At 71.5% G+C, this 24,307-nt stretch carries 19 protein-coding genes; 8 read left to right on the forward strand and 11 right to left on the reverse strand.

Features of this window, described 5'->3' with window-relative positions:
* Positions 1-44 precede the first annotated feature (44 nt).
* The gene (locus tag QOZ89_RS31980) at positions 45-1,772 is read right to left on the reverse strand and encodes an IS1634 family transposase (protein WP_312623741.1); all 1,728 of its coding nucleotides are present in this window, start codon (positions 1,770-1,772) and stop codon (positions 45-47) included.
* Positions 1,773-1,919: 147 nt separating this feature from the next.
* Positions 1,920-2,468: a TetR/AcrR family transcriptional regulator gene (locus QOZ89_RS31985; protein ID WP_071047425.1), complete on the reverse strand. Its 549-nt coding sequence runs from the start codon at positions 2,466-2,468 to the stop codon at positions 1,920-1,922.
* Positions 2,469-2,595: 127 nt separating this feature from the next.
* On the opposite strand from QOZ89_RS31985, the gene QOZ89_RS31990 reads away from it, so the two are divergent.
* Positions 2,596-3,390 (forward strand): class II aldolase/adducin family protein, encoded by a 795-nt coding sequence (locus tag QOZ89_RS31990; protein ID WP_071047424.1) that lies wholly within the window; start codon positions 2,596-2,598, stop codon positions 3,388-3,390.
* A 5-nt stretch (positions 3,391-3,395) separates the two neighbouring features.
* Complete coding sequence (locus QOZ89_RS31995) at positions 3,396-4,934, forward strand: class I adenylate-forming enzyme family protein (protein WP_071047423.1); 1,539 nt, start codon at positions 3,396-3,398, stop codon at positions 4,932-4,934.
* Between the two features lie 11 nt (positions 4,935-4,945).
* Here the strand turns inward: QOZ89_RS31995 and QOZ89_RS32000 are convergent, their stop codons facing one another.
* The gene (locus tag QOZ89_RS32000) at positions 4,946-5,707 is read right to left on the reverse strand and encodes a sugar phosphate isomerase/epimerase family protein (protein ID WP_312627389.1); all 762 of its coding nucleotides are present in this window, start codon (positions 5,705-5,707) and stop codon (positions 4,946-4,948) included.
* Positions 5,708-5,757: 50 nt separating this feature from the next.
* On the opposite strand from QOZ89_RS32000, the gene QOZ89_RS32005 reads away from it, so the two are divergent.
* Positions 5,758-6,513 (forward strand): SDR family NAD(P)-dependent oxidoreductase, encoded by a 756-nt coding sequence (locus tag QOZ89_RS32005; protein ID WP_071047421.1) that lies wholly within the window; start codon positions 5,758-5,760, stop codon positions 6,511-6,513.
* Positions 6,514-6,622: 109 nt separating this feature from the next.
* On the opposite strand, the gene QOZ89_RS32010 is transcribed toward QOZ89_RS32005, so the two are convergent.
* Positions 6,623-7,591 (reverse strand): TIGR03621 family F420-dependent LLM class oxidoreductase, encoded by a 969-nt coding sequence (locus QOZ89_RS32010; RefSeq protein WP_071047420.1) that lies wholly within the window; start codon positions 7,589-7,591, stop codon positions 6,623-6,625.
* A 698-nt stretch (positions 7,592-8,289) separates the two neighbouring features.
* On the opposite strand from QOZ89_RS32010, the gene QOZ89_RS32015 reads away from it, so the two are divergent.
* Positions 8,290-8,736, forward strand: coding sequence for a hypothetical protein (locus QOZ89_RS32015; protein ID WP_131803821.1), 447 nt, complete (start codon positions 8,290-8,292; stop codon positions 8,734-8,736).
* Positions 8,737-9,013: 277 nt separating this feature from the next.
* Here the strand turns inward: QOZ89_RS32015 and QOZ89_RS32020 are convergent, their stop codons facing one another.
* The 7 genes from QOZ89_RS32020 to QOZ89_RS32050 form a co-directional block, all read right to left on the reverse strand.
* Positions 9,014-10,549 (reverse strand): class I adenylate-forming enzyme family protein, encoded by a 1,536-nt coding sequence (locus QOZ89_RS32020; RefSeq protein ID WP_071047418.1) that lies wholly within the window; start codon positions 10,547-10,549, stop codon positions 9,014-9,016.
* Positions 10,546-11,535: an enoyl-CoA hydratase/isomerase family protein gene (locus tag QOZ89_RS32025; protein WP_071047417.1), complete on the reverse strand. Its 990-nt coding sequence runs from the start codon at positions 11,533-11,535 to the stop codon at positions 10,546-10,548. The genes QOZ89_RS32020 and QOZ89_RS32025 overlap by 4 nt, the downstream gene beginning before the upstream one ends.
* Before the next feature lie 276 nt (positions 11,536-11,811).
* Positions 11,812-12,675, reverse strand: a complete 864-nt coding sequence (locus QOZ89_RS32030; protein ID WP_071047416.1) for an enoyl-CoA hydratase/isomerase family protein — start codon at positions 12,673-12,675, stop codon at positions 11,812-11,814.
* Positions 12,676-12,790: 115 nt separating this feature from the next.
* Complete coding sequence (locus QOZ89_RS32035; RefSeq protein ID WP_198543126.1) at positions 12,791-14,212, reverse strand: acyl-CoA dehydrogenase family protein; 1,422 nt, start codon at positions 14,210-14,212, stop codon at positions 12,791-12,793.
* 5 nt (positions 14,213-14,217) lie between these two features.
* The gene (locus QOZ89_RS32040; RefSeq protein WP_071047415.1) at positions 14,218-15,060 is read right to left on the reverse strand and encodes an enoyl-CoA hydratase-related protein; all 843 of its coding nucleotides are present in this window, start codon (positions 15,058-15,060) and stop codon (positions 14,218-14,220) included.
* 60 nt (positions 15,061-15,120) lie between these two features.
* Positions 15,121-16,452 (reverse strand): hypothetical protein, encoded by a 1,332-nt coding sequence (locus QOZ89_RS32045; RefSeq protein WP_312627396.1) that lies wholly within the window; start codon positions 16,450-16,452, stop codon positions 15,121-15,123.
* A gap of 296 nt (positions 16,453-16,748) precedes the next feature.
* On the reverse strand, positions 16,749-18,002 hold the full coding sequence (locus QOZ89_RS32050; protein WP_083418263.1) for an amidohydrolase family protein: 1,254 nt from the start codon (positions 18,000-18,002) through the stop codon (positions 16,749-16,751).
* Between the two features lie 371 nt (positions 18,003-18,373).
* Between QOZ89_RS32050 and QOZ89_RS32055 the strand changes: the two genes are divergently transcribed.
* The 4 genes from QOZ89_RS32055 to QOZ89_RS32070 all read left to right on the forward strand — a co-directional run bounded on the left by QOZ89_RS32055 (position 18,374) and on the right by QOZ89_RS32070 (position 23,867).
* On the forward strand, positions 18,374-19,609 hold the full coding sequence (locus QOZ89_RS32055; protein WP_071047414.1) for an acyl-CoA dehydrogenase family protein: 1,236 nt from the start codon (positions 18,374-18,376) through the stop codon (positions 19,607-19,609).
* Positions 19,610-19,612: 3 nt separating this feature from the next.
* On the forward strand, positions 19,613-20,680 hold the full coding sequence (locus tag QOZ89_RS32060) for an acyl-CoA dehydrogenase family protein (protein ID WP_071047413.1): 1,068 nt from the start codon (positions 19,613-19,615) through the stop codon (positions 20,678-20,680).
* Between the two features lie 109 nt (positions 20,681-20,789).
* On the forward strand, positions 20,790-21,644 hold the full coding sequence (locus tag QOZ89_RS32065; RefSeq protein WP_071047412.1) for an enoyl-CoA hydratase/isomerase family protein: 855 nt from the start codon (positions 20,790-20,792) through the stop codon (positions 21,642-21,644).
* Positions 21,645-21,689: 45 nt separating this feature from the next.
* Entirely contained in the window at positions 21,690-23,867 is a 2,178-nt protein-coding gene (locus QOZ89_RS32070) for an acetate--CoA ligase family protein (RefSeq protein WP_071047411.1), read from the forward strand.
* The last annotated feature ends 440 nt before the right edge of the window (positions 23,868-24,307 follow it).

Genomic DNA, 24,307 nt, shown 5'->3' on the forward strand with positions numbered 1-24,307 from the left:
CTGCGGGCTCGTGACTTGCGGGTTCGCGGCAGCCATTGATCGTCTTACTGACTACCAACGGTCTTGGAGATAGGCGCGCCGATTAGCTGGAAGACCTTTCTCTGGGTTTCGGTGGCGTTCGTGAGTAGCTGAAGGCTGCCGCCGCCGCTGATGCGGATCTCGTCGCGGGTCAGGGTGGCCAGGTGCGCGAGGAGGCCCTGGAAGCTGTAAAGAGGCGTTCCGTCGGGCTGTTCCTTGCGTGTGGATTTCCGGTTGGCGGCCTCGGAACGGAGAGCGGGCGCGACCGGGTCGGTGCGGCCTGGCGGCTCCTCGTCCGTGAAGGTGAGGGGGGCGAGCCGTTTCCTCAGGTGCCAGGTGATGTAGGCAGCGAGGGAGCAGATCAAGAGATGTGCGCGGACCCGGTTTTCCAGGTAGTGGTAGATCGGTCGCACCTGAAGGTCGGTCGTCTTGATCGTACGGAAGACTCGTTCGACCTGGGAGAGGTTCTTGTACGCGGTGACGATCTCGTCTCCGCGCATTCCGCTCGCGTGTTTCTCCTCGGCGCGGACGACGTAGATGCCGTCGAGCGCCGCCTCGGCGGCGATGCTCTCCTCCCGCCGGGCGATGGTGACATCGGCGTCCGTGATCGTGATCTCGAGGTGCTTCGCCATCTTCCGCCTGTGGACAATCTTCCCGATCTTCATGCCGATGTCCGCGGCGCCGACGATCCGGCCTTCCGTGACGGCGGCGACGACTGGGGCGAGCGCCTTTTCGGTGGCATCGAGCAGTTCGTCACGCTTGCGGGCACGCTCGGCTGCCAGGAAAGGGTTCCGGCAGGCGATCAGCCGCTCTCCGGGAAATTTCGGGTGGCGGATCTCGGCGAGGTTGGTCTCGTCGAACAGGGTCGGCTGCAGCGGGCCGTCCACGGCCGCGAGCTGGGCGATCTGGGGCGCGCGCAGGGCGGTGATCCATCCCAGGTCGTCGGACTCGCGGAGCGCCCTGATACGCGCCGACGTGATCATCCCTCGATCGCCGACCATGATCACACTCTTCAGGTGGAACGTTTTCTGGACGGCGTGCACGGCTTCGATGAACGCGGACGGGTCGCCGGTGTTACCGGGGAAGACGCGTATCGCGACAGGCCGGCCGTCGGCGTCCGTGAGGACTCCGTACTCGATCTGCTCGAGCCCGCGACGGCCGTCACGGGAATAGCCATGGGACGCCAGCGGGCAGCAGTGCCCTTCCATCCAGGACGACGACAGGTCGAAAAGAACCTGGCCGCCGTCGACGAGATGCCGGCCCACGAGTTGCCTTTCGATGTCGTCCTGCCGGTGTAGCAGCCAGTCCATGGCGGCATAGATCTCGTCGGTCGACGCCGTGTCTATCCCCAGGTCCGCGCCGAGCGTGTTGTCGGACCACCAGGATCTGGTGGCGAGCTTCGAACCGGGCTGGATAATCCGGGCGACAATCAGCGCTAGGGCGATATCCCGCTGTCGCCCAGCCGGCCCCAGCAGTGCCGGCAGGCCGAGCTGCCGGGCGACCGTCATGACCGCGGCGACATTGCCGTGCTGAAGAGACCGAGCGATCTCGACATCTTTCTCGACATCGACCAGCGTCCGGCCCGCGAGCGCTTTCCTGAGCACGTCGATGGCCGCCGGCGGAAGGTGCGAGACGTTCGCAATGGTCTCGTTCTTGACCTTTCCGTCTTCCCGGAAGGTACGCCGCACCAGATGCGACACGTACTCCCGCGGCTCGCCGGCCGCGTTCGTCTGCCGACTGACAATCCGGTCCACGTGCATAGCACCCGTTTGCCTCGCCACGAGTCGATGATCCCATCCAGCAAGATCCCGATCAAGCAACCTACTGACTACACTTCGGACAACACAGGCCAAAGTGCCAGGCTGTGCGCGTAGCGATCTTCGAGCACTCGCAAGTTCGGTCTAGGCGGGGCGCAGCGCCGCGAGCACCAACCGGACGTGCTCGCGCACGTCGTCCTCGTCCAGCGGCTTGTGCCCGACCATCAGTCGGAAGTAGAGCGGCGCGTACACCAGGTCGAGCACCACGTCGGGATCGGCGGGCCGAATCTCCCCGGCCGCGATGGCCGCCCGCACGATCGCGATGCCCTGGCGCCGCCGCGCGTTGATGTAGCCGTCGCGGAACGCCTCGGCGAGCTGCGGGTCGGACCGGCCGGCGGCGATCAGCGCCGCCATCGCGGTCCCGGTCGCGCCCCGGAACGCCGCGGTCATCATCAGCAGCCGGTCCTCGACCTGCTGTAGCTGGAAGCGCTCGGGGTAGGGCAGCAGGTCCGCGGACTCGCGCAGGAACGCCGACATGATCACCGCCGCGCGGTTGGGCCACCACTTGTAGATGGTCACCTTGCTCACGCCCGCCCGCGCGGCGATCGCTTCGACCGTCGTGGCCTCGAGCCCGCGTTCGACCAGCAGCGCGTACGCCGCGTCGAGGATCGCCGACTCGGCTCGTGCCGCCATGGCTGGCGCTCCTTTCTGTTGACGCTGAGCTGCCCGGTTGACGCCGCGCTGCCGGTTGACACGGCACCTGCCCGGTTGACACAGTGAACTGAACGTTCAGTTCAGCCTAGTCGGACGGTGGGCAGTCATGGCAGCGGTCGCCGAGTACGCGTCGTTCGAGCTGCCCGTCACGCGGGTCGCCGAGGCCGGGCCGATGTCGGCCGAGGAGCGGCGGATCCGGCGCGATCTGGCCGCCGCGTACCGTCTGTGCGCTCTCTTCGGCTGGGACGACCTGATCTACACCCACATCTCGGCGCGGGTACCCGGCCCAGGCGGCCACTTCCTGGTCAACCCGCTCGGCCTTGGCTTCGACGAGATCACCGCGTCCAGCCTGGTGAAGATCGACCTGGACGGCACGGTCGTCGGCGAGAGCCCGTTCCGGCCGAACGCGGCGGGCTTCGTCATCCACGGCGCGATCCACGCCGCCCGCGAGGACGCGCACGCCGTGGTGCATCTGCACACCGAGGCCGGCATGGCGCTGTCGACGCTGGCCGACGGGCTGCTTCCGCTGACCCAGCATGCGATGCGCTTCCACGACCGGCTCGGCTACCACGACTACGAGGGCATCGCGCTCGCCTCGGGAGAGCGGGAGCGACTGGTCAGTGACCTCGGCGACCACGCCGGCCTGATCCTGCGCAACCACGGGACGATCACGGTCGGCCGCAGCGTCGGGCACGCCATCACGGAGACCTTCTATCTGGAGAAGGCCGCGCGGGCGCAGCTTCTGGCGCTGTCCAGCGGGCAGCCGCTCACCATCCCGCCGCCCGAGGTCGTCGCGTTGACCGTCCGCCAGTGGCTGCGCGACCTCGCCGGCTCGCACGACCGCGAGTGGCCCGCGCTGCTGCGGAAGGTTGAGCGGCTCGACCCGTCCTACGCGGACTGACGCCCGTGCCTTCCACGACGTTCCACGAGCTGTGGTCCGCGGCCGTGGCCGGCCACGGCGACCGGCTCTTCCTGCTCTTTCGCGACGACCACGCGATCAACGCGTACTCGTACGAGGAGTTCGACGAGGTCGTGGCCGAGACCGCCGGGACGCTGCGGGCCGCCGGGGTCGGGCCCGGCTCGTGCGTGCACCTCGCGCTCGCCAACTGCCCGGCCTTCGTCGCCGCCTGGCTCGCCGCCGCCCGGCTGGGCGCCTGGATCGCGCCCGCCGACCCGGCGTCGACGGCGCGCGACATCGCCTCCCAGGTCCGCCGGATCCGGCCGGCCGTCGCCCTGTGCGCCGCCGCCCGCGCGGACGCCTACCGCGCGGGCGCCGCCGGCGCGGTTCCCGTGGTGGTCGAGCTCGCCGAGACGGCCGCCGATGTGGCACCGGGCGGCCCGCTCTCCCGCGGCGAGCCCGTCGCCGCCGCCGCGGCCGGCATCGGCCCGTCCGACCGGCTCGCGGTGATGTTCACGTCGGGCACCACGTCCGAGCCGAAGGGCGTCGTGCTGACGCAGGAGAACTACCGGACGGTCGGCGCGGTCATGGCCGCGGCCGTGGGCCTGCGCCCCGAGGACCGCTGGCTCGTCACGCTGCCGCTCTTCCACGCGAACGCGCAGTACTACTGCTTCGCCCCGGCGATCGCGACCGGCGCCGCCGTCGCGCTCACCCACACGTTCTCCGCGTCCCGCTGGTTGCGGCAGGCGGACGAGCTCGGCGTGACGCACGCGAGCCTGTTCGCGGCGCCGATCCGGATGATCCTCGCCCGCTGCGGGACCGAGCTCCCGCCGCTGCGGCTGCGGCACGTGTGGTTCGCGCAGAGCCTCGGGGAGCAGCACTACGAGCGATTCGCCGCGATCGTCGGGTGCCGGCCCCGCCAGCTGTACGGGATGACCGAGACCATCGCCGCGGTCACCGGCGACACCAGCGTCCCGCTGCGGCACGACGTGATCGGCGAGCCGCTCGGCGACCGCGAGATCGCGGTGGTCGACCCGGTGGACGGCGGTCCCGCCGCCACGGGGGCGCCCGGCATGCTGCGGGTACGCGGGGTGCGCGGCGCGGACCTCTTCGCGGGCTACCTCGACGACCCGGAGACGAACGGCCGGTCGTTCACCGACCTTCCGGACGGGACGAGCTGGTTCACGACCGGTGACCTGGTGGCGGCCGACGCCGACGGGCGGCTGCGCTTCGTCGGCCGGCTCGACGACGTGATCAAGGTTTCCGGCGAGAACGTCAGCCTCACCGAAGTGGAGTCGGTCCTGGCGCAGGCGCCGGGCGTCCTGGAGGCCGCGGTGGTGGCCAGGCCGGACCCGACCCGCGACGTCGTCCCCGTCGCGTACGTCGTGCCGCGGGACGCGGGCGCCCCGCCCGACCTGGCCGCGTTGGCGGACTGGGCGACCGGCAACCTCCCACCGGCCGCCCGCCCCCGCGAGTGGCACCTGATCGACGAGCTGCCGCGTACCAGCGTCGGCAAGGTCCGCCGGTTCCGGATCGGCTCGGCGTGAGCGGCCCGCCGTCAGCGCCAGTACGGCACCGTCGCCGCCATGGCCGCCTGCGGCAGCTCCAGCGGGCGGCGGCGCAGCTCGTCGTTCAGCACCTCGACGCTGACGAGCCCGTCGTAGCCGCGGTCGCGCAGCGTCCCGACGAACCGGGCCAGGTCCAGCTCGCCCTGCCCCGGAAGCGCGCGCCGGTGCGCGGTCTCGCTCATCGCATCGTCGGAGGCCGGCGGCAGCGCGTCGGCGAGCTGCACGTACGCGACGCGGTCGAGCGGGACCTGCTCGAGCTGCTCCCAGGGGGCGCCGCCGCGGAAGAAGTGCCAGCTGTCGATCAGCACTCCGGCCCGCTCCGGGCCCGCGGCCTCGACCACCTCGATCGCGGCGTCGATCGACGGCACCCCGCCGAGCGGGCTGAACTCCACCGCCAGCCGCGCCCCCGCCTCGGCGAAGACGTCCGCGCTCCGCTTGATGAGGTCCAGCGTCTGCCCGCCGAGCGGCGCGAGGAACGTCGCCACGACCCACTCGGCCCGTACGGCCGCCGCCGACGTGGCGAGCCGGGCCGCGTGCCGGAGCACGGTGTCGTCCCGCCCGGTGAACAGCAGCGCCATCAGCTCGTGGCAGCGCAGCCCGGCCGTGTCGAACGCGGCCGCGGCCTTCTCGTCCGCCCCGCCGACCACGAGCCCGAGCGCCGAGAAGCCGGCCGCCTGGGTCGCGCCGGCCATTGCGTCAATGTCGACATCCCACATCGTGTCGGGGCTCAGCGCGAACTCGACAGTCACCATGGCCTCCTCAAAATCCGCCCCCACTATACCGTTGTACTATACTTTCCCCCATGAGCGACGAAAAGACGGGTCGGCTTGCCGGAAAGGTCGCCGTGGTCACCGGCGCCGGTTCAGGAATAGGGCGCGCGACAGCCCTCCTCTTTGCGCGGGAAGGTGCTCGCGTGGTATGCGCGGACATCAGCGGGCGAGAGAAGGAAGCCGTTGCCGAGATCGGTGATGGAGCGGTCGCGGTTCATGTCGACGTATCACAGAACGACGACGTCGCGCGAATGATCGAAACCGCCGAGCGCGAATTCGGCGGCCTCGACGTGCTGTTCAACAACGCCGGCTTCGGCGGCCCGCGCCGCCCGCTGGCCGAGTTCGACGAGCAGATCTTCGACGACGTTGTCGCGGTCAACCTCAAGGGCGTCTTCCTCGGCATGCGGCACGGCATCGCGGCCATGCTGCGCAGCGGCGGCGGCTCGGTGGTCAACACGGCGTCCGTCACCGGCCTGGTGGGGATGAAGAACCAGGCGGTCTACGCGGCGGCCAAGGGCGGGGTCGTGCAGCTCACCAGGTCGGCCGCGCTCGACTACGCCACCAAGGGGGTGCGGGTGAACGCGATCTGCCCCGGCATGGTCTGGACGGGCCTCGCCGGCGGGGAGCCCGGCTCGACCCCGCCGCCCGACCTGATCCCGCCGCAGCCGATGAAGAGGTGGGGCATGCCGGAGGAGCTGGCGGCCGCCGCGCTCTTCCTGGCGAGCGACGAGTCGTCGTTCATAACCGGCACGCTGCTCCCGGTGGACGGCGGCTACACGGCCCGCTGAGTGATCCTGGGGACAATCGGACCTGCCAGATCGCTTCGCGATCCGGCAGGAACCCCGGCCGGGCATGCGAAGAAGATCATTTTCGCACGCCCTTTGGCCCTCCAGGGACCTACTTCCCGGCCAGCCGGTCGACGATCGGCGCGAACGCCTCCGCGTCGGACTGCTGGACGCTCACGTAGTTGACCCCGAAGGTCTCCCGCCGCAGCTCCAGCAGGTCGACGATCTCGTCGGCGGTGCCGGCCAGGACGTTGGGGTGCCTGCGCAGCTCGGACGGCGGCATGCCCATCGCCTCGGCGACTGGCGCGAGCGCGCCCTCCGGGTCGTCGGTCACCCGGGTGAAGAACGGCGAGCCCTCGACGTCGAGCGTGGCGAACCGCTCGCCGGCCGCGTCCCGCACGTACCCGAGCCGGCGTTCCGCCTCCTGGTGCGGGGTCAACCCGTCGTCGTTCACGGGCGTGAACGGCACGTTCGCGATGCTCGCGATGTCGGCCTGCCGGCCGGCGAGCGACAACACCCGCTTCTTCCCGCCGCCGATCATGATCGGCGGGTGCGGCCGCTGCACGGGCAGGGGCAGCCCGGTGTAGCCGCTCACCTCGACGAACTCGCCGTGCCGGTCCAACTCCTCGCCCGCACAATGCGCCTTGAACAGCGCGATCACCTCCTCGAGCTTGGTGATCCGCCGTGGCCCCGGCGCGAACTCCAGTCCCATCGCCCGGTACTCGGGCGCGCTCCAGCCGGCGCCGATGCCGAACTCCAGCCGCCCGTCCGACAGCAGGTCGAGGGTGGCCGCCTCCTTCGCCAGCACGGCCGGCACGTGGTAGTCGACGCAGAAGACCCGGCAGCCGATCCGCAGCGTTTCGGTCACGGCCGCGGCGACGGCCATCGCGGTGATCGGCGCGAGATGCTGCGGCGGTTGGCGGGCCTCGCTGCTCGCCGGCCCACGACCCAGATAGTGGTCCGCCAGGAAGAGCGTGGAGAACCCCAGGTCCTCGATCCGGCGGGCGAGCGTTCGCCACTCACCGCCGGAACGCGCCTTGGTCGCCTGCACCGCGAATCGGAAGGCCCTCGAACTCGCCATGATCGTGAACTTTAGAGCAAGGGACTGCCGCCGGTCCACGATCGTTGACCCAGTCCGACTTCTGTGATCGTTTGGATCTGGCGGGCTGGGGTTGTGTGGCCGGGCTGTCCTGAGCGGCGTGGTGGTCCCAGACGTAAGGGGACAGGGACGTGAAGGGGACAGCCGGGGGCTCACCGGACTCGTGGCCGGGGTGACGATCCAGTGCCATGATCGCGGCGACCGCGCTGTCCAGAGGCCTTCCCGTATATACCTGCAACCCCGCGGACTTTGCCGGCATCGACGAACTGACCGTTGTCGCCGTCCCAGTACCCGCGCCACCGGTCATGTCAGGAGCGTAGGCATCCGGCGTTCCCGGTCAGCTGCTGAGTTCGGTGGCGATTTCGACCGGTCGGTGACGCGGCCCCTGGTTACCTCTCGGTGCCGAGGGCGGACGCGGCGGAATTCGTCCGACAGCATGTTTGCAGTCACCTGCCGCGCGGGAATACGGACCGCGCCGACGGCTCCGGCCCGAGAACGCGGGCACGGTATTTCCGTCATGTAATGCCGGGTAGTCGAAGGTGACAATATCGACCTGATGGTCGGACCTTCTCCGGAGCCGCTCGGCGCGAGGGCTCCTGCGTGCCGAGGTCGGCCGCCCGTGCCGGCCTTCGGGGAACCTTCGGTCGGGTTTGTTCGCTCACTTGGAGGGGATTCCGATCATGAAGGCTATCTCGTCCGCCAGGCGAAAGAACCGTGCGCGCCACCGGGCCGTCGACCGGCCGGCGTGGGCTGGCGGATCCAGCTGGCGGCTCCTGCCCGCGGCCGTCGCCCTCGGCGTGACCGCGGTGGGGCTGGCGGGAGCGTCCCCCGCGGCGGCGGCGTTGCCGTATGGACCGGACACCTGCAAGCAGGGCTACGTCTGGCGGGAAGCCTTTTCCGGCGACCATGTCTGTGTGACGCCGGGAACTCGTGCGCAGGCCGCGGATGACAACCTGCACGCCGCGGCGCGGCGGGCAGGTTATGGGGCATACGGCCGGGACACCTGTAAGCAGGGTTACGTCTGGCGCGAGGCCAGGCGCAGCGACCATGTCTGTGTGACGCCGGGGACTCGTACGCAAACCGCCTACGACAACAGCCAGGCCGCCAACCGCCGCGTCCGGGGCTGACCGGAAACCCGCCTGCTGTGACGAAGCCCGCCCTGACCGCGCCTGAGCGACGTCACGGCCTACCTAGCTGATGAAAGCGTGAGATCTCAATCGACCGGCGTCCAGGCGTCATAGGGGCGTTTGGGCGCCGGTCTCCTTTGCGAGCCTTCAATGGGCCGATGCGTGCTCATAACCCGGCCGTGAAACCGGCCGGGGCGCGGCCGCGGCGCGCCGGACCGATTCGGGACAACCCCGTCGCGACTCTCCCGCGGTCTGATCCGGGCTGGTCCGATCCGGGTCAGCTGGTGGTGGGCTGGGTGGCGAGTCTGACGAGGTCGCCGGCGCGGATCTTGCCTACCTCGGTGCGGGGGAGCTCGTCGAGCTGGACGAAACGGACCGGCACCTTGTAGGGGAGGAGCTTCTCCCGGGCCGCCGCGGCGAGGGCCGCCGGGTCGAAGGCTGCGCCCGGGTGGGTGACGACGAAGGCCCAGGGGACCTCGCCGAGGCGGTCGTCCGGTATGCCGACGACGGCGCAGTCGGCGACCGCGGGGGAGAGACGGAGGACCTCCTCGACCTCGCCGGGGAAGACCTTCAGGCCGCCGCGGTTGATCATGTCGGAGACGCGGCCCTCGATCCAGAGGAAGCCGTCCTCGTCGATCCGGGCGATGTCGCCCGTGCGGAACCAGCCGTCCGGGGTGAGCCGGTCGCCCAGCGCCTTGCCGTCGGCGTATCCGGCGGACACCGCCGGCGTGCGGACGTAGAGCTCGCCCTGCCCGCCCGGCTCGGCCTCACGTCCGTCCGGGCCGACGATGCGCGGCGTCACCCCCGCGTGCGGGCGGCCGATCGAGCCGAGCTTGGACTCGCCGAACGCCCGCGCGTCCGCCGCGTTCCAGCCGACGATCTCGCCGCCGATCTCCGTCTGGCCGTAGCAGTTGAGCACGGTGACGCCGAACTTGTCCTTGAACAGCCGGGCGCGCAGCGGCGAGAGCGGCGCGGTGATGCCCCGGACGTAGCGGAGCGGCGCGAGCGAGGTGATCGACGGGTCGTCCGTCAGCATGTTCATCGCCGCTGGTGGCAGCACCGTCGAGCGGATCTGGTGCTTCGTGATGGCCTTGCCGAACGCCGCCGTCGTGAACGTCGGCATGATGACCGCGGGAGCACCGACGCGGAACGCGAACAGCACGTTGTAGATGCCCGCGGACAGCGCCATCGAGGTCGGGATGAGGTTCGGCATCGGTACCTTGCGCTGCGCCAGCTTGTCCTTTGCCGCGTCGCCGACGAGCTTCGCCAGCACCGGCTCCAGCAGTGCCAGGTAGCCCGAGTGCCGCAGCAGCACCGGCTTGGGCCGGCCGGTCGTGCCGGACGTGAACTGCACCAGCGCGATGTCGGCGTCGTGCGCGGGCACGTCCGCGGGCGTGCGCAGACCGGGCACCGCCTCGGCCCAGGCCAGCTCGCCACCGCTCGTACCCGCGTGGACGACGACCGGCAGGTCGCCGCCGGTGACGCGGCCCGCCCAGCCGGGCATCGTGACGACCGCCGCCGGGCGAACAGCCTCGACCAGGTAAGCGATCTCCGCGTCCGACGTGCGCGGGTTGAGCGGCACGTACACGGCCTCGGCGGTCCAGACGCCGAACATCGCGGCTACGACCTCGGCCCCGCCGGGCAGCATCACCGCCACCGGGTGGCCGGGGCGCACCCCGGCCGTCCGCAGCGCCGCTGCCAGCGCCTCGGCGCCGCGGCGCAGCGCCGCCCGGGTCGTCTCCTCGTCCCCGACGAAGACCGCGGGCGTCGTCTCGTCGTCGGCGCGGGGCTCCAGCAGGTCGACGAGCCTCATGCCGACCCCTCCGGATCGGTCGGGTCCGTCGCCGCGGCCGTGGTCGTGGTCCGCTCGTCGGCCCGCTTCGCGGCCGCGACCGCGGTGGCCGGCTTCGGCTCCTGTTCCAGCTCGGCCCACTTGGCGGGGCGCTTCTCGACGAACGCCGCCGGGCCCTCGACCTGGTCGGCATGGCCCCAGACGGAGACGAGGTGCGCGGCGCCGGCCTTGCACGCGGCCGTCAGCCCGTCCTCCAGCGCCCCCCACAGCGCACGCTTGGTCGCGCGCATCGCCACCGGCGAGTTGCGGGCGACCAGCTCGGCGATCTCGGCGGCCCGCTCGCGCAGCCGTGCCGGCGGGTCGACAACCTCGCTGACCATGCCCAGCTCGTAGGCGCGCGCCGCCGGCATCCGCTCGTGCGCGCCGACCAGCGCCATCCGCATCACCGGCTCGAACGGCATCTTGCGCAGCAGGGCCATCAGCTCGAACGAGACCACCTGGCCGACGGAGACGTGCGGGTCGAAGAACTTCGCGTCCGCGGCGGCGATGACGATGTCCGCGTCGGCGACGAAGTGGAACCCGCCGCCGCCGCACAGCCCGTTGACCGCCGCGATGACCGGCTTCTCGACCTTCTGGTGCCAGGCGGTGAAGTGCAGGTCGAAGACCTCGGCCTCCGCCCGGTAGCGCTCCATACCCAGGCCGTCGGTGGCGATCTCGGCCACGTCGACGCCGGTCTGGAACGCCCGGCCCTCACCGGTGTGCACGATGACGCGGATCTCCGGGTCGCCGTCGAGCTCCAGCCAGGCCTTGGCCAGCTCGTCGCGCATCCGGTTGTTCATCGCGTTCAGCTGCTTCGGCCGGTTGAAGATGAGCCAGCCGACGTGGCCGCGGCGGGCGACGACGAGCGTCTCGTAGCCGGGGTACAGGTGGTCGAAGTCAGCCTCGGTCGCGGGCGTCCCCGGCGCCACCGACGCCGCCCCGGTCGCCGACGAGTCCGTCACGCTCATCCTCCTAGGCCGTTTCTTCGAGATCTGGAATGGAGACGGGCCGGAGCTCCGCCGCGGACACAGAATGTGTTCGGGCATACACGGCTGTGTGGGCCGCTGGGGCGCCAGACGGCCGCGGGAGGGGTGAGGGGTGGGCCGTCGGCGAGCTCAGCTCTGGTCCATGCGAGCCGCCGAGGCCGAAGCGTGGCGGATGGGCAAGCCCAGAGGCTTGCCCATCCGCCACAGTCCAACGGACGGCCTGGGGTTCGTGGCGGATGGGCAAGCCTATAGACGGGCTCATCTGACACGCTCCGCTGTCGGCTTCCGCGAGGCGAGCACCTTCTCGTGCTCCGCCTCCCGGTCGAGTGACGCCCAGCGCGCCGCGCGCTTCTCGACGAACGCCGCCGGGCCCTCGACCTGGTCGGGGTGGCCCCACAGGCCGACGAGGTCGGCGGCCGCGGCCTGGCAGGCGGCCGTCAGGCCGTCCTCCAGCGCGCGGTAGAGAGCGCGCTTGGTCGCGGCCATTGCCGCCGGCGAGTTGCGGGCGATCTTCGCGGCCAGGTCCGCGGCCCGCTCGCGCAGGTCGGCCGGGTCCCGGGCGACCTCGCTGACCATGCCGAGCTGGTAGGCCCGGGCGGCGCCGAGCTTCTCGTGCCGCCCGGCGAGCGCCAGCCGCATGATCGTCTCGGCGGCGAGCTTGCGGGTCAGCGCGATGCCCTCGAACGCGGTCACCTGCCCGACCGACACGTGCGAGTCGATGAACGTGACGTCGGATGCGGCGATGACGACGTCCGCGTCCGCGACGAAGTGCAGGCCGCCGCCGACGACCCGCCCCTGGATCGCGGCGATCACCGGCTTGACGACCCCGCAGTGCCAGCCGGTGATCCGCAGCTCGGACCGCTTGGTCCGCCGGGACTGCTCGCGCAGCGCGCCCGGGTCGCGGCTGAGCTGGACGACGTCCAGGCCGGTGCAGAAGTCCCGGCCGGCGCCGACGTTGACGATGACGCGCACCTCCGGGTCGGCGTCGAGTTCGGCCCAGGCGCGCGGCAGCTCGTCGAACATGGCGCCGTCCATGGCGTTGCCGGCCTTCGGCCGGTTCAGCTCGAGCCAGCCGACCGGCCCGTCCCGACTGACCCGAAGGGTCTGGTACTCCTCAGCCATCTACTCCGACTCCGAATAGCTCCGACTCCGAATAGCTCTGACTTCGAATAGCTCTGACTTCGATTGGCCCCGACGTCGACCAGCTCTGACTGGCAGCGATCTCGTGAGGGCGCGGTCAGCTGCGGGGGACGTCCTTCCAGGCCTTGCCGCGGTACTGGTCGGGCTCGCGAGGCAGGCCCAGCACCCGCTCGGCGAGGATGTTCTTGTTCACCTCGGACGTCCCGCCCTCGATCGTGTTGGCGCGGCTGCGCAGCATGCCCCGTACCTCGTGGGGGAGGGACTCGGCGTAGACCTCGGCCGGGTCGAGCGGGGCGCCGTCAGCGCCCGCGTGCTCGGTGCCGGGAAGGAACTCCGACTCCCAGGCGGCGCCGTACGCGCCGAGCAGGTCGGCGGCCAGCGCCTGGGTGCGCTGGTTGAGGTCGCCCTGGTGGACCTTGCCGATCGAGCTCTCCGGACCGGGCGCGAGCCCGGCGGCGAGTCGGGCGCGGATGCGCTCGTTCGTCCAGGCCCGGATCCGCTCCTCGCTGTAGAGGTGCGCGATCTCCTGCCGGACGGTCGGCTCGTCCCAGCCGCCCGGCCGGCCCGCGGCGCTGACGTCCCTTGCGAGCTTCACCAGATGCAGCGCGCCCGAGCCGCCGATCCGGTCGACGCCGCCGGAGCCGGAGCCGGAGACCATCTGCCGCTCGCCGGACAGGGTGGAGTTGCCGACCCGCCAGCCGTCGCCGACCGCGCCGAGCCGCTGGCTGTCCGGGACGACCGCGTCGTCGAGGAAGACCTCGCAGAAGTCGACCTCGCCGGTGACGTGCCGCAGCGAGCGCACCTCGACGCCCGGCTGGCGCATGTCGATGAGGAAGTAGGTGATGCCGTTCCGCTTCGGTACGTCCGGGTCGGTGCGGGCCAGCAGCACGCCGTAGTCGGCCAGGAAGCCCCAGGTCGTCCAGACCTTCTGGCCGGTGACGATCCAGTTGTCACCCTCGCGGACGGCCCGGGTGGCCAGCGACGCGAGGTCGGAGCCGGCGCCGGGCTCGGAGAACAGCTGGCACCACACCTCCTCGTTGCGCACGATCGGCGGCAGGAAGCGGCGCTTCTGCTCCTCGGTGCCGTGCGCGAACAGCGCGGCGGCGGCGTTCGCCAGGCCCAGCGGGTTGAGCCGGCCCAGGTTGTACGGGCGCAGCTCCTCGTCGGCGGCCCGGGCGGCCCCCGACGACAGACCGAGGCCGCCGTACTCGGGCGCCCATCGGGCCGCGACCAGCCCGGAGACGCCGAACACCGGGTACCAGCGCTCGTAGTCCGCCCGGCTGCGAACTCTCCGGATCGCCGCCCGCCCGCCAGCCGTGGCCGCTTCGCGCCAGGCCACCGGCACGTTCGCCTCGACCCACGCGCGCACCTGGGCGTGGGTCTCTTCCGGCGTCGCGTCCGCGGCGAGCAGCAGCCTGCCGTCCGGCCCGACCGGCCCCTTCGCGTCCGCGGCGCCCTTGGGAAGCACCGCGTCCGGGCCGCTGGCCGCGTCCGGCGCGTCCGGCGTCGTCACCGACATCCCTGTCACCGCCCCTTGAAGTTCGGCGAGCGCTTGGCGGCGAAGGCTGCCAGGCCCTCCCGGAAGTCCTCGCTGCGCGATGAGAGCTCCATGCCGAAGCCCTCGCTGCGCAGCTGGTCGTCCAGGTTGTTCGACGCGCCGACGTGCAGCAGCCACTTGGTCAGGCCCAGCCCGACCGTGGGGCCGGCCGCGAGCCGGGCCACGACGCCGCCCACGGCCGCCTCGAGCTCCTCGGCCGCGGCGGCGGCGTGGATCAGGCCCCACTCGACGGCGGTGGCCGCGTCGATCCGCTCGCCGAGCAGCAGCATCCGCCGGGCCCGCACCTCGCCGACCCGGCGTGGCAGCAGCCAGGTCAGGCCGCTGTCCGGGGTGAAGCCGCGCTCGGAGAACGGCGCCCAGAACCGGGTGTCCGCGGCGGCGACCGTCACGTCGGCCGCGACGGCCAGCGCCAGGCCGATCCCGGTCGTCCAGCCCTGCACCGCGCACACCACCGGGGTCTGCAGGCCGCAGATCAGCGGGATCAGCCGGTGCGCCTGGAACGGCAGCCGGCGCTGGATCGAGCCCGCCCGCGGCTTCGCCCCGCCGGCGGCATTGCGGGCGACGATGTCCGCGCCGCCGCAGAAGTTCTCGCCGTTGCCGCGCAGCAGGATGACCCGGACGGCCTCGTCGGTGCCGGCCTGGGCGATCGCGTCGATCAGCCCGTACATCATCGTGTCGTTGATCGCGTTGCGCTTCGTCGGCCGGTCCAGGGTCAGCCGCAGGACCGGCCCGTCGAGCACGATGCTGAGGCCCGGCACGCTGTCGTAGGCGGCGGCGCCGGGAACGGCGGCCGGATCGTCGCTCGTCACGTCAGCCCTGACCCAGGTCGTGGGCTCGCCGCGTCGCCGCGCTCATCACGCTCGTCACGCTCACCGGAACTGCTCGACGATCGCGTCGAGAGTGCTCTGGAGGTTGCCGGTGCCGCCGGGCGGGTCGGGCAGGCGGACGGCGCCGTGCTCCCGGCTGGGCAACAAGATCGTCGCCGTACCGGGCGTCGTGAGTTCGTCGCGCTGGTTGGTCGCCGCAAGCTCCAGGTCGACGGCGGGCCGGCCGCCGTCGGCCAGGTACTTCTTCACGACCGTGCCGCGCAGCCACTGCGTGTCGCCGACGTAGTTGAACTTGCGGAACTCGCAGGAGAGCTTCCACAGCCAGGCGTCGTCGCCCATCCAGTCGGTGCACAGATGAATGAGCCAGGTCTCGCGCATCCGGCCGTAGTCGTAGGTCGTCGGGTTGCCGGCGCGGCGGGCGAGCTCCGGGTCCCAGTGCACCCGCTGCTGCACGTCCGGGATGTTCAGGTCGTCGCGATAGTAGAAGCCCGGGATGCGCCGGCGGTTCGTCAGCGCCAGGCGCAGCGGGGCGACGCCGTAGAGGCCCATGCCCATGCCGACGTGCCAGCAGACCATGTCGGTGACGCGCAGCGGGCCCTTCACCATCGGCCCGACCGTGTCGCCGACCTGGACGTCCTCCCAGTGGCGCGGGTCGCCGCCGCGCCGGGCGGCGGCCTCGGCGTCGTAGGCCGCCTCGATCTCGGCGATCTGCTCGTCGGTGTAGCGCTGGGGCTCGACCTTCGCGTACTTGCCGCGCTCCCGGGCCTTGCGGCGCTCGGTGCGGACCATGTTGCGGTACTGCCCGGACAGCGGCGTGCCGGTCTCGTCCATGAAGACCTGGCCGCCCCACTCGTGGACCGCCCGGCCGGCGAACTCGCTCACCTTGTCGTGCACGCCGACGAGGGCGTTGCGGCGGAACACCCGCAGCCCCGGCCGCAGCGGTGCCCACCACTCGCGGGACGCCGCCGAGTAGAAGGCGTGCACCCCGCGCAGCGGGTCGCCCTTCATCACGTCGCGCAGGTGGTCCGGGATGCGGGTGACCTCGTCCTCGCCGATGAGGGTGTCGCCGCCGACGAGCGGCGGCGGGGCGATCGGCCCGCCCCACACCGAGGCGGTCGCGTAGTCCTCGTCGCACCACAGCGGGTTGTCGTCGCCGTAGCAGCGGGCCACGTTGCGGAACGCGTCGACGTTCGGGCGCCGGTACTGCGGCGGGGCGGTGTGCGGCTCGGCGATGCCGATCCGGGCCCGCAGCCGCGCGATCCCCTCGTCGGTGATCGTCCCGTCGGGCCTGCGCTCCTTGGCCTCGGTCCTGGCCTCGCCGTTGGCCTCGGGCTTCCCTTCGGTCGCGGTGGCGTCGTTGGCATTCGTGACCACGGATGGGCCGCCTTTCGGTCTTACGGCCTGCTATGACGGTAGATGCGGAAGACCCCGGTCGTAACGGTCAGGACCGAGCAACCGAGCTGGCGCGGAGGCGCGCCACCGCGGAGGCCCGGCCCCGGAGCGAAGCGAACGTGGTTGGGCCGCAGCGGAGGTCGCCGAAGCGCACGTTGGCGGGGGTGGACCCCGCGCGGCGGTGCCGTGGGAGCGAAGCGAGTACGGGGCCGGAGTGCCGTGCCCGGACGGAGCGAACCAGCAACACAGCGCCGCGCCCGGACGGAGCGAACCAAGAATCACAGCTCCAGGCCCAGGAGCCTGGCCGCGTTGCCACGGGCGATCTTGTCGATGTCCGCTTGGGGCAGGTGGCCGAACTGCTGCGCGGCGGCCTTCTTCGACTGCGGCCAGGTGCCGTCCTGGTGCGGGTAGTCGGTCTCGAAGACGACGTTGTCGATGCCGATCCGGTCGAGCAGGTCGACGCCCACCGGGTCCTTGAAGAAGCAGCTGTAGACCTGGCGGCGGTAGTAGACCGACGGTGGCTCGGGGCAGTGCAGCTGGCCGTGCGCCCAGCCGCGGTGGGTCAGCCACACGTCGTCGGCCCGGTCGAGCACGTACGGGATCCAGCCGATCTGGGCCTCGGCGTACATGAGTTTGAGGTCCGGGAAACGATGCGGCACGCCGGAGAACAGGAAGTCGACGAGGCTGCCGGCGCTGTTGCTGAACAGGACTGTCGCCTGCACGGCCTCGGGCGCGTCCGGTGCCGTCTGCATGACCTTGGTGCCCGACCCGATGTGCATCGCGACGACGGTGCCCGTCTCCGCGCAGGTGGCGAAGAACGGGTCCCAGTACCCCGAGTGCAGACTCGGCAGGTCCAGGTACGCCGGAAGCTCGGTGAACGCGACCGCGCGCACGCCACGGGCCGCGTTGCGGCGCACTTCGGCGGCGGCCAGGCTCACGTCCCACAGCGGCACGATGCACAGCGGGAGCAGCCGCCCGCCCGACGTGCCACACCACTGTTCGACCATCCAGTCGTTGTAGGCCTCGACGCAGAGCTTCGACAGCTCCTTGTCCTTGCCCCACAGGAAGATCTGCCCGCAGAACCGCGGGTAGTTCGGGAATGCGAGCTGCGCGGCGACCCCGTTGATGTCCATGTCGGCGATCCGGTCGGCCACCTTCCAGCAGCCGGGGCGCATGTCGTCGAAGGTGATGCCGTCCATGGTGACCTCGTCGGCGGGGACGCCGGCCGCGGCGATGTAGCGCTTGAGGCTCGTCATCCGGCCCTCGTAGCTCCACCAGGCAACGTCCGGACCGTCGGTGCCAGGAGCCTCGATGTAGCTGGAGCCGACGAGCTTCACCTCGCCGGCCGGGGCCATGACGATGCGTGGGCCCTGCTCGCGGTGCTTCGCGGGCAGCCGGGAGCTCCACACCTCCGGCGCCTCGACGACGTGCGCGTCCATGTCGATGAGATCCGGGATCTTCGCCAGGACCGACGCGTCGACGTCGGGCCCGCCCACCACCTGCGGGAGCTGCTCTGTCGTCAGGTCTGTCATGGCCGTATGCACCACCGATCCGGCTGAGTACTGCTCGTCACTGCTCGATCGACCGCCGCGCCGCTGTACGGCCGCCTGCGTCGCCCGCGGTCACCGCCGTCCGGCCGCTCCCGGCGGATCGCGGCTGTCGCTGGTGTCGCGGCGGTCCGCTGCGCTAGCATAATGTATACGATCTGCCCGGCCAACCGTTTGCGGAGCCGCCAACGATGTCGGCGCCGCGGGCGAGGCGGCGCCGGAGGGGGCGTAGCCCCCGTCCCCTCCGGCGTGGGCGCCTGCTTGGGCGAAGGGCGCGCGACGATGGCGAAGCCACGTGCCCGGGGCCTGCCCAGGGACCGGCGAGGCCGGGTCCGCCGGACGAGACGAGGTGGAGCATGCGGCTGCGGGACTCCGAGTCCGACGCGAGGTTCCGCAAGGAGGTGCGTGCCTGGCTCGCCGAGAACCTGCCAGTCCTCGGCCCGCGGCCCGCCTACGGCGACTGGCCGGCCAAGAAGGCCTACGACCAGCGCTGGCAGCGGATGCTCTTCGACGCCGGCTACGCCGGCATCGACTGGCCGGCCGCCTACGGAGGCCGCGGCGCGACCGCGTCCGAACAGCTGATCTTCCTCGCCGAGTCGGCGGCGGCCGGCGCCCCCGACCTCGGGGTGCACTTCGTCGGTCAGCTGCACGCCGGCCCGACGCTGATCGCCGAGGCGACCGACGAGCAGCGGGACTTCCACCTGCCGCGGATCCTGCGCGGCGAGTCGATCTGGTGCCAGGGCTTCTCCGAGCCGGGTGCCGGCAGCGACCTGGCGAGCCTGCGCACCAGGGCCGTGCGCGACGGCGACCACTACGTCGTCACCGGCAGCAAGATCTGGACGTCCTACGGCTTCGCCGCCGACTACTGCGAGCTGCTGGTCCGCACCGACCCGGACGCCGGCAAGCACCGCGGCATCAGCTGGCTGATCATGCCGATGGACACCCCCGGCATCGACGTCCGCCCGCTGCGCACCATCCAGGGCGAGAGCGAGTTCGCCGAGATGTTCCTGGACGAGGTCCGCGTCCCGGTGGAGAACCTCGTCGGCCGGGAGAACGACGGCTGGCGGGTCGCGATGGTGACCTTCAGCTTCGAGCGCGGGACATCGCTGGTGCGCGAGCTGCTCACCGCGATGACGATGGTCGAGGAACTGGCGACGCTCGCCAAGACGCTCGGCCACGGGCAATATCACTCCGGGCCAAGGGCGGGCCAGAGCCGCACGGCCTGGGACGACGACGCGATCCGCCGGGAGATCGGCCAGGTCGCCGCCGAGCTTGACGCCATGTGGGCGCTGACCCGGCGCAACGTCACCCGCGCGGCCGGCGGCGGCGGCGTGCCGCCCTCGGGCGGGTCGGCCTTCAAGCTGACCTACTCCGAGGCGATCCACCATTTCGGCGAGGTCGCGATGAAGGTGCTGGAGCGCTACGCGATCAGCCTCGACGCGCTGCCCCTGGGCGCTGGCGCCGGCCTGCCCGTCGGTCGCCACATCATCGAGCATCTGCACGCCTTCGCGATCAGCATCGGCGCCGGCACCTCGCAGATCCAGAAGAACATCCTCGCCGAGCGCGTCCTCGGCCTGCCCCGGGAGCGGTGAGCGGTGCACTTCGATCTCGACGAGGACGGCCTCGCCCTGCAGGCGACCGTCCGCGACCTGTGCGGTGCGCGGCTCCCGCTGGAGACGACGCGGAACTGGACGGACGCGGCGAGCTTCGACCGCGCCGCGTGGTCCGCGCTCGCCGGGCTCGGCGCGTTCACGATGACCCAGCCGGAGGCGCGCGGCGGGCTGGAGCTCGGCGTCGCCGACGCGGGCCTGGTCTTCCAGGTGCTCGGGGCCGAGCTGGTCCCCGGGCCGCTGGTCGCGGCCGCGCTCGTCGCCGACCTTGACGAGCGGGTCGGCGCGGGCGAGGCGTTCGCGACGGTCGTCACCCGCCCGCCGGCGGGCTCGGGGCCGGCCCGCGCAGGCGGGCCATGGGTCATCCCGCATCTGGACCTCGCCGCCGACGTGTACGTCGTCGACGACCAGGGCGTCTGGCGGACGGCCGCGGGCGCCGTCGAGGGCACGCCGGTGCCGAACCCGCTCGACCCGACGACGCCGATGTGGCTCGCCGACGCGGTGCCGGCCGGGGAGCAGGTCGGCGGGCCGGAGCTGGCGCGCGGCTGGCTGCTGCGCGGCTCGGTCCTCGCCTCGGCGCTGCTCGCCGGCAACGCGACGCGGACCGTCGAACTCGCCACCGCGTACGCCAAGCAGCGCGAGCAGTTCGGCCGGGTGATCGGCGGCTTCCAGGCCGTCAAGCACCTGCTCGCCGAGGCGTTCACCCGGGCCGAGGTCGCCCGTGTCGCCGTCGACGCGGCCGCGGTCGCGCTCGACGACGCCGGCACGAGCGTGGGCGACGGCGAAGGCGAAGGGTTCGACGACGGCTACGCGGATCCGACATTCAACCCGGTCCGCGCCATCGCCGGCGCCCGGGTGCTGGCGGCCGATGCCGCGTCGCGCAACGCCAAGACGGCGATCCAGGTGCACGGTGGCATGGGCTTCACGTGGGAGACCACGATCCACCTTTTCCTGAAGCGGGCGTGGATTCTGCGGAACGCGTTCACGACTCCCGAGGAGGCGGCCGACACGGTCGCACACTCGCTTGCCCGGCCGAAATGGATGGCAGCATGATCACCCCTCCGTCCATGGAGGCCATCAGAGACTCGGCCGAAATGGATGGCAGCATGATCACCCCTCCGTCCATGGAGGCCATCAGAGACATGGAAAGAAGGGCTGCCGCATGACCAGCTCGGCCGTCGTCGAGGGTGTCGAGGGTTCCGACGTCCCGCCTCGGGAGATCACGCTCGACGTCCAGGACGGGATCGCCACCATCACGCTGAACCGGCCGGACGCCGGTAACGCGCTCACCGCGGACCAGCGTGAGAAGATCATCGCCTGGCTCGACCAGTTCAACGAGGACCCGACGGTCCGCTGCGTCGTGCTGACCGCGACCGGACGGTTCTTCTGCACCGGGGCGGACCTGCGTAACCAGTCCGCGCCCCCGGCTCGGCCGGACGACGTCCCGGAGAAGCTGGTCGGCGACGTCCGGCGCGCCATGCTGCGCGGCGCGATCCGGCTGATCCACGCCATCCTGGACTGCGAGAAGCCGGTCGTCGCCGCCGTCAACGGCACCGCCGCCGGCATCGGCGCGCACATCGCCTTCGCCTGCGACATCGTCGTCGCGACCGAGAAGGCGAAGTTCATCGAGGTCTTCGCCCGCCGTGGCCTCGCCGTCGACGGTCTCGGCACCTGGCTGCTGCCGCGGCTGGTCGGCCTCACCAGGGCGCGCGAGCTGGTGCTGCTCGCCGAGGACGTTCCCGCGCCGCGCGCCGCCGAGATCGGGCTGATCACCCGGTCGGTGCCGGCGGACGAGTTCGATGCCACCGTCGCCGACATCGCCGGGCGGCTCGCCGCTGGGCCGACCAGGGCGCACAGCGCGAACAAGTGGCTGCTCAACCGGTCGCTCGACGTCGAACGGCACACCCTCGCCCAGGAGGAGGCCTGGATCGTCGACGTCATGTCGAACACCGTCGACTCGAACGAGGGCGTCGCGAGCTTCGTCGAACGCCGGCCCACCCGCTTCCGCGGCTTTTAAGATCCGCCGCCGGCCGTCAGCCCGTACGTCGAGGAGGTCTGTGTCATGCCCGAGCCGCGGCACCCTGGCCCACGCAACCCTGGATTGCGGCACGTCGACTGGTCGCGGCTGTTCTCCCCGCGGGTCGTCGCCGTCGTAGGTGCGTCCGACACCGAGGGAAGCCCACAGCGGGCACAGTGGACGCAGGTCAACCAGCGGTTAGGCGCGCTTGGCGCCGAGGTCATCCCGGTGCACCCGAAGAAGCCCGACATTCTCGGCGTGAAGGCCTACCCGAGCGTCACCGCGCTGCCGGCCGACCCGGACATCGTCATCGTCCTGGTGCGCGACCCGTTGCCGGTCGTCGAGGAGGCGGTGAACCGGAACGCCGGTTTCGTCGTCGTCTTCTCGGCCGGTTTCGGGGAGCTCGGAACGGCCGAGGGCGACGCCGCCGAGGCGAGGCTGCGGGAACTCGCCAGCGGCGCGACCCGGGTGCTCGGCCCGAACACCAACCTCAACATCTTCGAGCCGTGGCCGGACGGGCTGCCCAGCCGCAGGAAACTCGCCATCATCACCCAGTCCGGCTACCAGGGCCGCCCGATCACCCAGGCGCAGGCCCTTGGTGTCGGCATCGAGATCTGGGCGACGATCGGCAACGAGGCCGACCTGGAGTGGGCCGACTTCGCCGGCTACCTCGCCGCCCACCGGCCGAACGTCGGCGCCATCGCGACATACGTCGAGGGTTTTCAGAACGGCGAGGCGTTCATGCGCGCCGCCGACGCCTGCGCGAATGCGGGCATCCCGATCGTCGCCATCAAGATCGGTCGCAGCGAGGAGGGCCGGGTGATGGCCGCCGCGCACACCGGCCACCTCACCGGTCCCGACGCCGTGCACGACGCCGTGTTCGACCAGTACGGCGTCATCCGCGTCGACGACCTCGACGAGGTCATCGAGATCTCGAACATGTTCTGCCAGACGGGGCTCGTCGACGGCCCCGGCGGGATCGCCGTCTACGCGATGTCCGGCGGCACCGCCTCGCACGTCGCCGACCTTTTCGGTGCCGCCGGGGTCAAAATTCCGAAGTTCGGGCAGAAGACGGTCGACGCGCTCGAGAAGTACATCCCCTGGTACCTGCGCCGGGACAACCCGGTGGACTCCGGCGGCGTCATCACCGCCCGCCCGGAGAACCGCGAGGTTCTCCAGCTGATGCTCGACGACCCGAACACCGACGTGCTGTTCGCGCCGATCACCGGCGTGTTTCCCGGCATGAGCGACGCGCTGTCGCGCGACCTCATCGCGCTGCACCAGAAGTTCCTGGCCGGCGAAGGCAAGCCGGTGGTCGCGGCGTGGATCTCCCCGATCCGCGACGACTCCTACCGGTCGCTGTGCGAGGCCGGTGTGCCGGTGTTCCATTCATTCAACGCGGCGGTGCGCGGGCTTTCGGAACTCGGCCGGTACTCGCGGTTCGTGCGCGCGTACCGGAGCCCGTTCGGCGACGACGCGACGGCCGGCATTCCGGCGCCGGCCGAGCGCGCCGTCGCCGCGGTCGCGGGCCGGGAGCTGCTGGCCGGGGCCGGCGCGACCCTCAACGAGGTCGACTCGAAGAAGTTGCTCGCCGGCTATGGCATCCCGGTCGCGGGGGAGCGGGTCGTCACGTCGGCCGACGACGCCGTCGCGGCGGCCGCCGAGCTTGGCCCGCCGGTCGTCATGAAGATCGTCTCCGCGGACATCGCCCACAAGTCCGATCTCGGGCTGGTAGCCGTCGGCGTCGCCGACGAGGACGCTGTCCGGGCGACCTACGACCGGCTGCTGGCCACCGCCGCGAGCGCCGCGCCCGAGGCGGCGATCGACGGCGTGCTCGTCGCCCAGATGGTGACCGACGCGGTCGCCGAGGTGATCCTGGGCCTGTCGCATCAGCACCCGTTCGGCCCGACCATCACGTTCGGCCTCGGCGGCGTGTTCACCGAGGTGTTCGCCGACGTCGCCTTCGCCGTCCCGCCGTTCGACGCCGCCCGCGCCCGCAGGGTCATCGAGTCGACGAAGGGCGTGAAGATCCTGCGCGGCACCCGCGGCCGCCCCGCCGGCGACATCGACGCCCTCGTCGACGTCATCCTGCGCCTGCAGTCCCTGGCCCTCGACCTCGGCGACGCCATCTCCGAGCTCGACATCAACCCCATCCTGGTCCGCCCGGCGGGCCAGGGCGTCGTAGCCGTGGACGCCCTCGTCGTCCCCACCAGGCAGCCCTGACCCGACCGCCTGCCCGCGTTGGCCGGGGCCCGGCCCGGCCAGGCTGAAGGAGTCCTGCCAGCGCCTGATCCGTGCCATCGCGGGTGGCGAGATCCTGGCCACCACGGCAGTGGAGGTCATCCAGAAGTTTTCGCATGGCCGGGCGCGTCGCCGCGACCGGAAAGACGCGACGGAGCGGGCGCGCGCCTACATCGGACTGCTGCGCCGCTACTCGTGGTCGAAGAACGGGACCTACGCAAAGGGTTGCGCCTGTTTCAGGAAAGCGTAGAGATGAGACCGTGCTACGCCGTCCCGGCCGCGCGGCGCATGCAGCTGGCGTCGTGCCAGGCTTCGACGACCCTTCGCCGGCGCTGGAACCAATCCGTCGGCCCGTTCCTGCGCCGTGCGTCCAAGTCAACCGTATTCCCCACTTCCGTGTGCGGACGGATGGCCGACACGCT

This window comes from Pseudofrankia coriaricola (assembly GCF_032027725.1).
Lineage (GTDB): Bacteria > Actinomycetota > Actinomycetes > Frankiales > Frankiaceae > Pseudofrankia.

Coding starts and splice junctions, on each gene's coding strand:
- QOZ89_RS31985 (WP_071047425.1), bottom strand. CDS start 2,468: ATGGCGGCACGAGCCGAGTCGGCGATCCTCGACGCGGCGTACGCGCTG.
- QOZ89_RS31990 (WP_071047424.1), top strand. CDS start 2,596: ATGGCAGCGGTCGCCGAGTACGCGTCGTTCGAGCTGCCCGTCACGCGG.
- QOZ89_RS32000 (WP_312627389.1), bottom strand. CDS start 5,707: ATGGTGACTGTCGAGTTCGCGCTGAGCCCCGACACGATGTGGGATGTC.
- QOZ89_RS32005 (WP_071047421.1), top strand. CDS start 5,758: ATGAGCGACGAAAAGACGGGTCGGCTTGCCGGAAAGGTCGCCGTGGTC.
- QOZ89_RS32010 (WP_071047420.1), bottom strand. CDS start 7,591: ATGGCGAGTTCGAGGGCCTTCCGATTCGCGGTGCAGGCGACCAAGGCG.
- QOZ89_RS32015 (WP_131803821.1), top strand. CDS start 8,290: ATGAAGGCTATCTCGTCCGCCAGGCGAAAGAACCGTGCGCGCCACCGG.
- QOZ89_RS32020 (WP_071047418.1), bottom strand. CDS start 10,549: ATGAGGCTCGTCGACCTGCTGGAGCCCCGCGCCGACGACGAGACGACG.
- QOZ89_RS32025 (WP_071047417.1), bottom strand. CDS start 11,535: ATGAGCGTGACGGACTCGTCGGCGACCGGGGCGGCGTCGGTGGCGCCG.
- QOZ89_RS32030 (WP_071047416.1), bottom strand. CDS start 12,675: ATGGCTGAGGAGTACCAGACCCTTCGGGTCAGTCGGGACGGGCCGGTC.
- QOZ89_RS32035 (WP_198543126.1), bottom strand. CDS start 14,212: ATGTCGGTGACGACGCCGGACGCGCCGGACGCGGCCAGCGGCCCGGAC.
- QOZ89_RS32050 (WP_083418263.1), bottom strand. CDS start 18,002: ATGACAGACCTGACGACAGAGCAGCTCCCGCAGGTGGTGGGCGGGCCC.
- QOZ89_RS32055 (WP_071047414.1), top strand. CDS start 18,374: ATGCGGCTGCGGGACTCCGAGTCCGACGCGAGGTTCCGCAAGGAGGTG.
- QOZ89_RS32065 (WP_071047412.1), top strand. CDS start 20,790: ATGACCAGCTCGGCCGTCGTCGAGGGTGTCGAGGGTTCCGACGTCCCG.
- QOZ89_RS32070 (WP_071047411.1), top strand. CDS start 21,690: ATGCCCGAGCCGCGGCACCCTGGCCCACGCAACCCTGGATTGCGGCAC.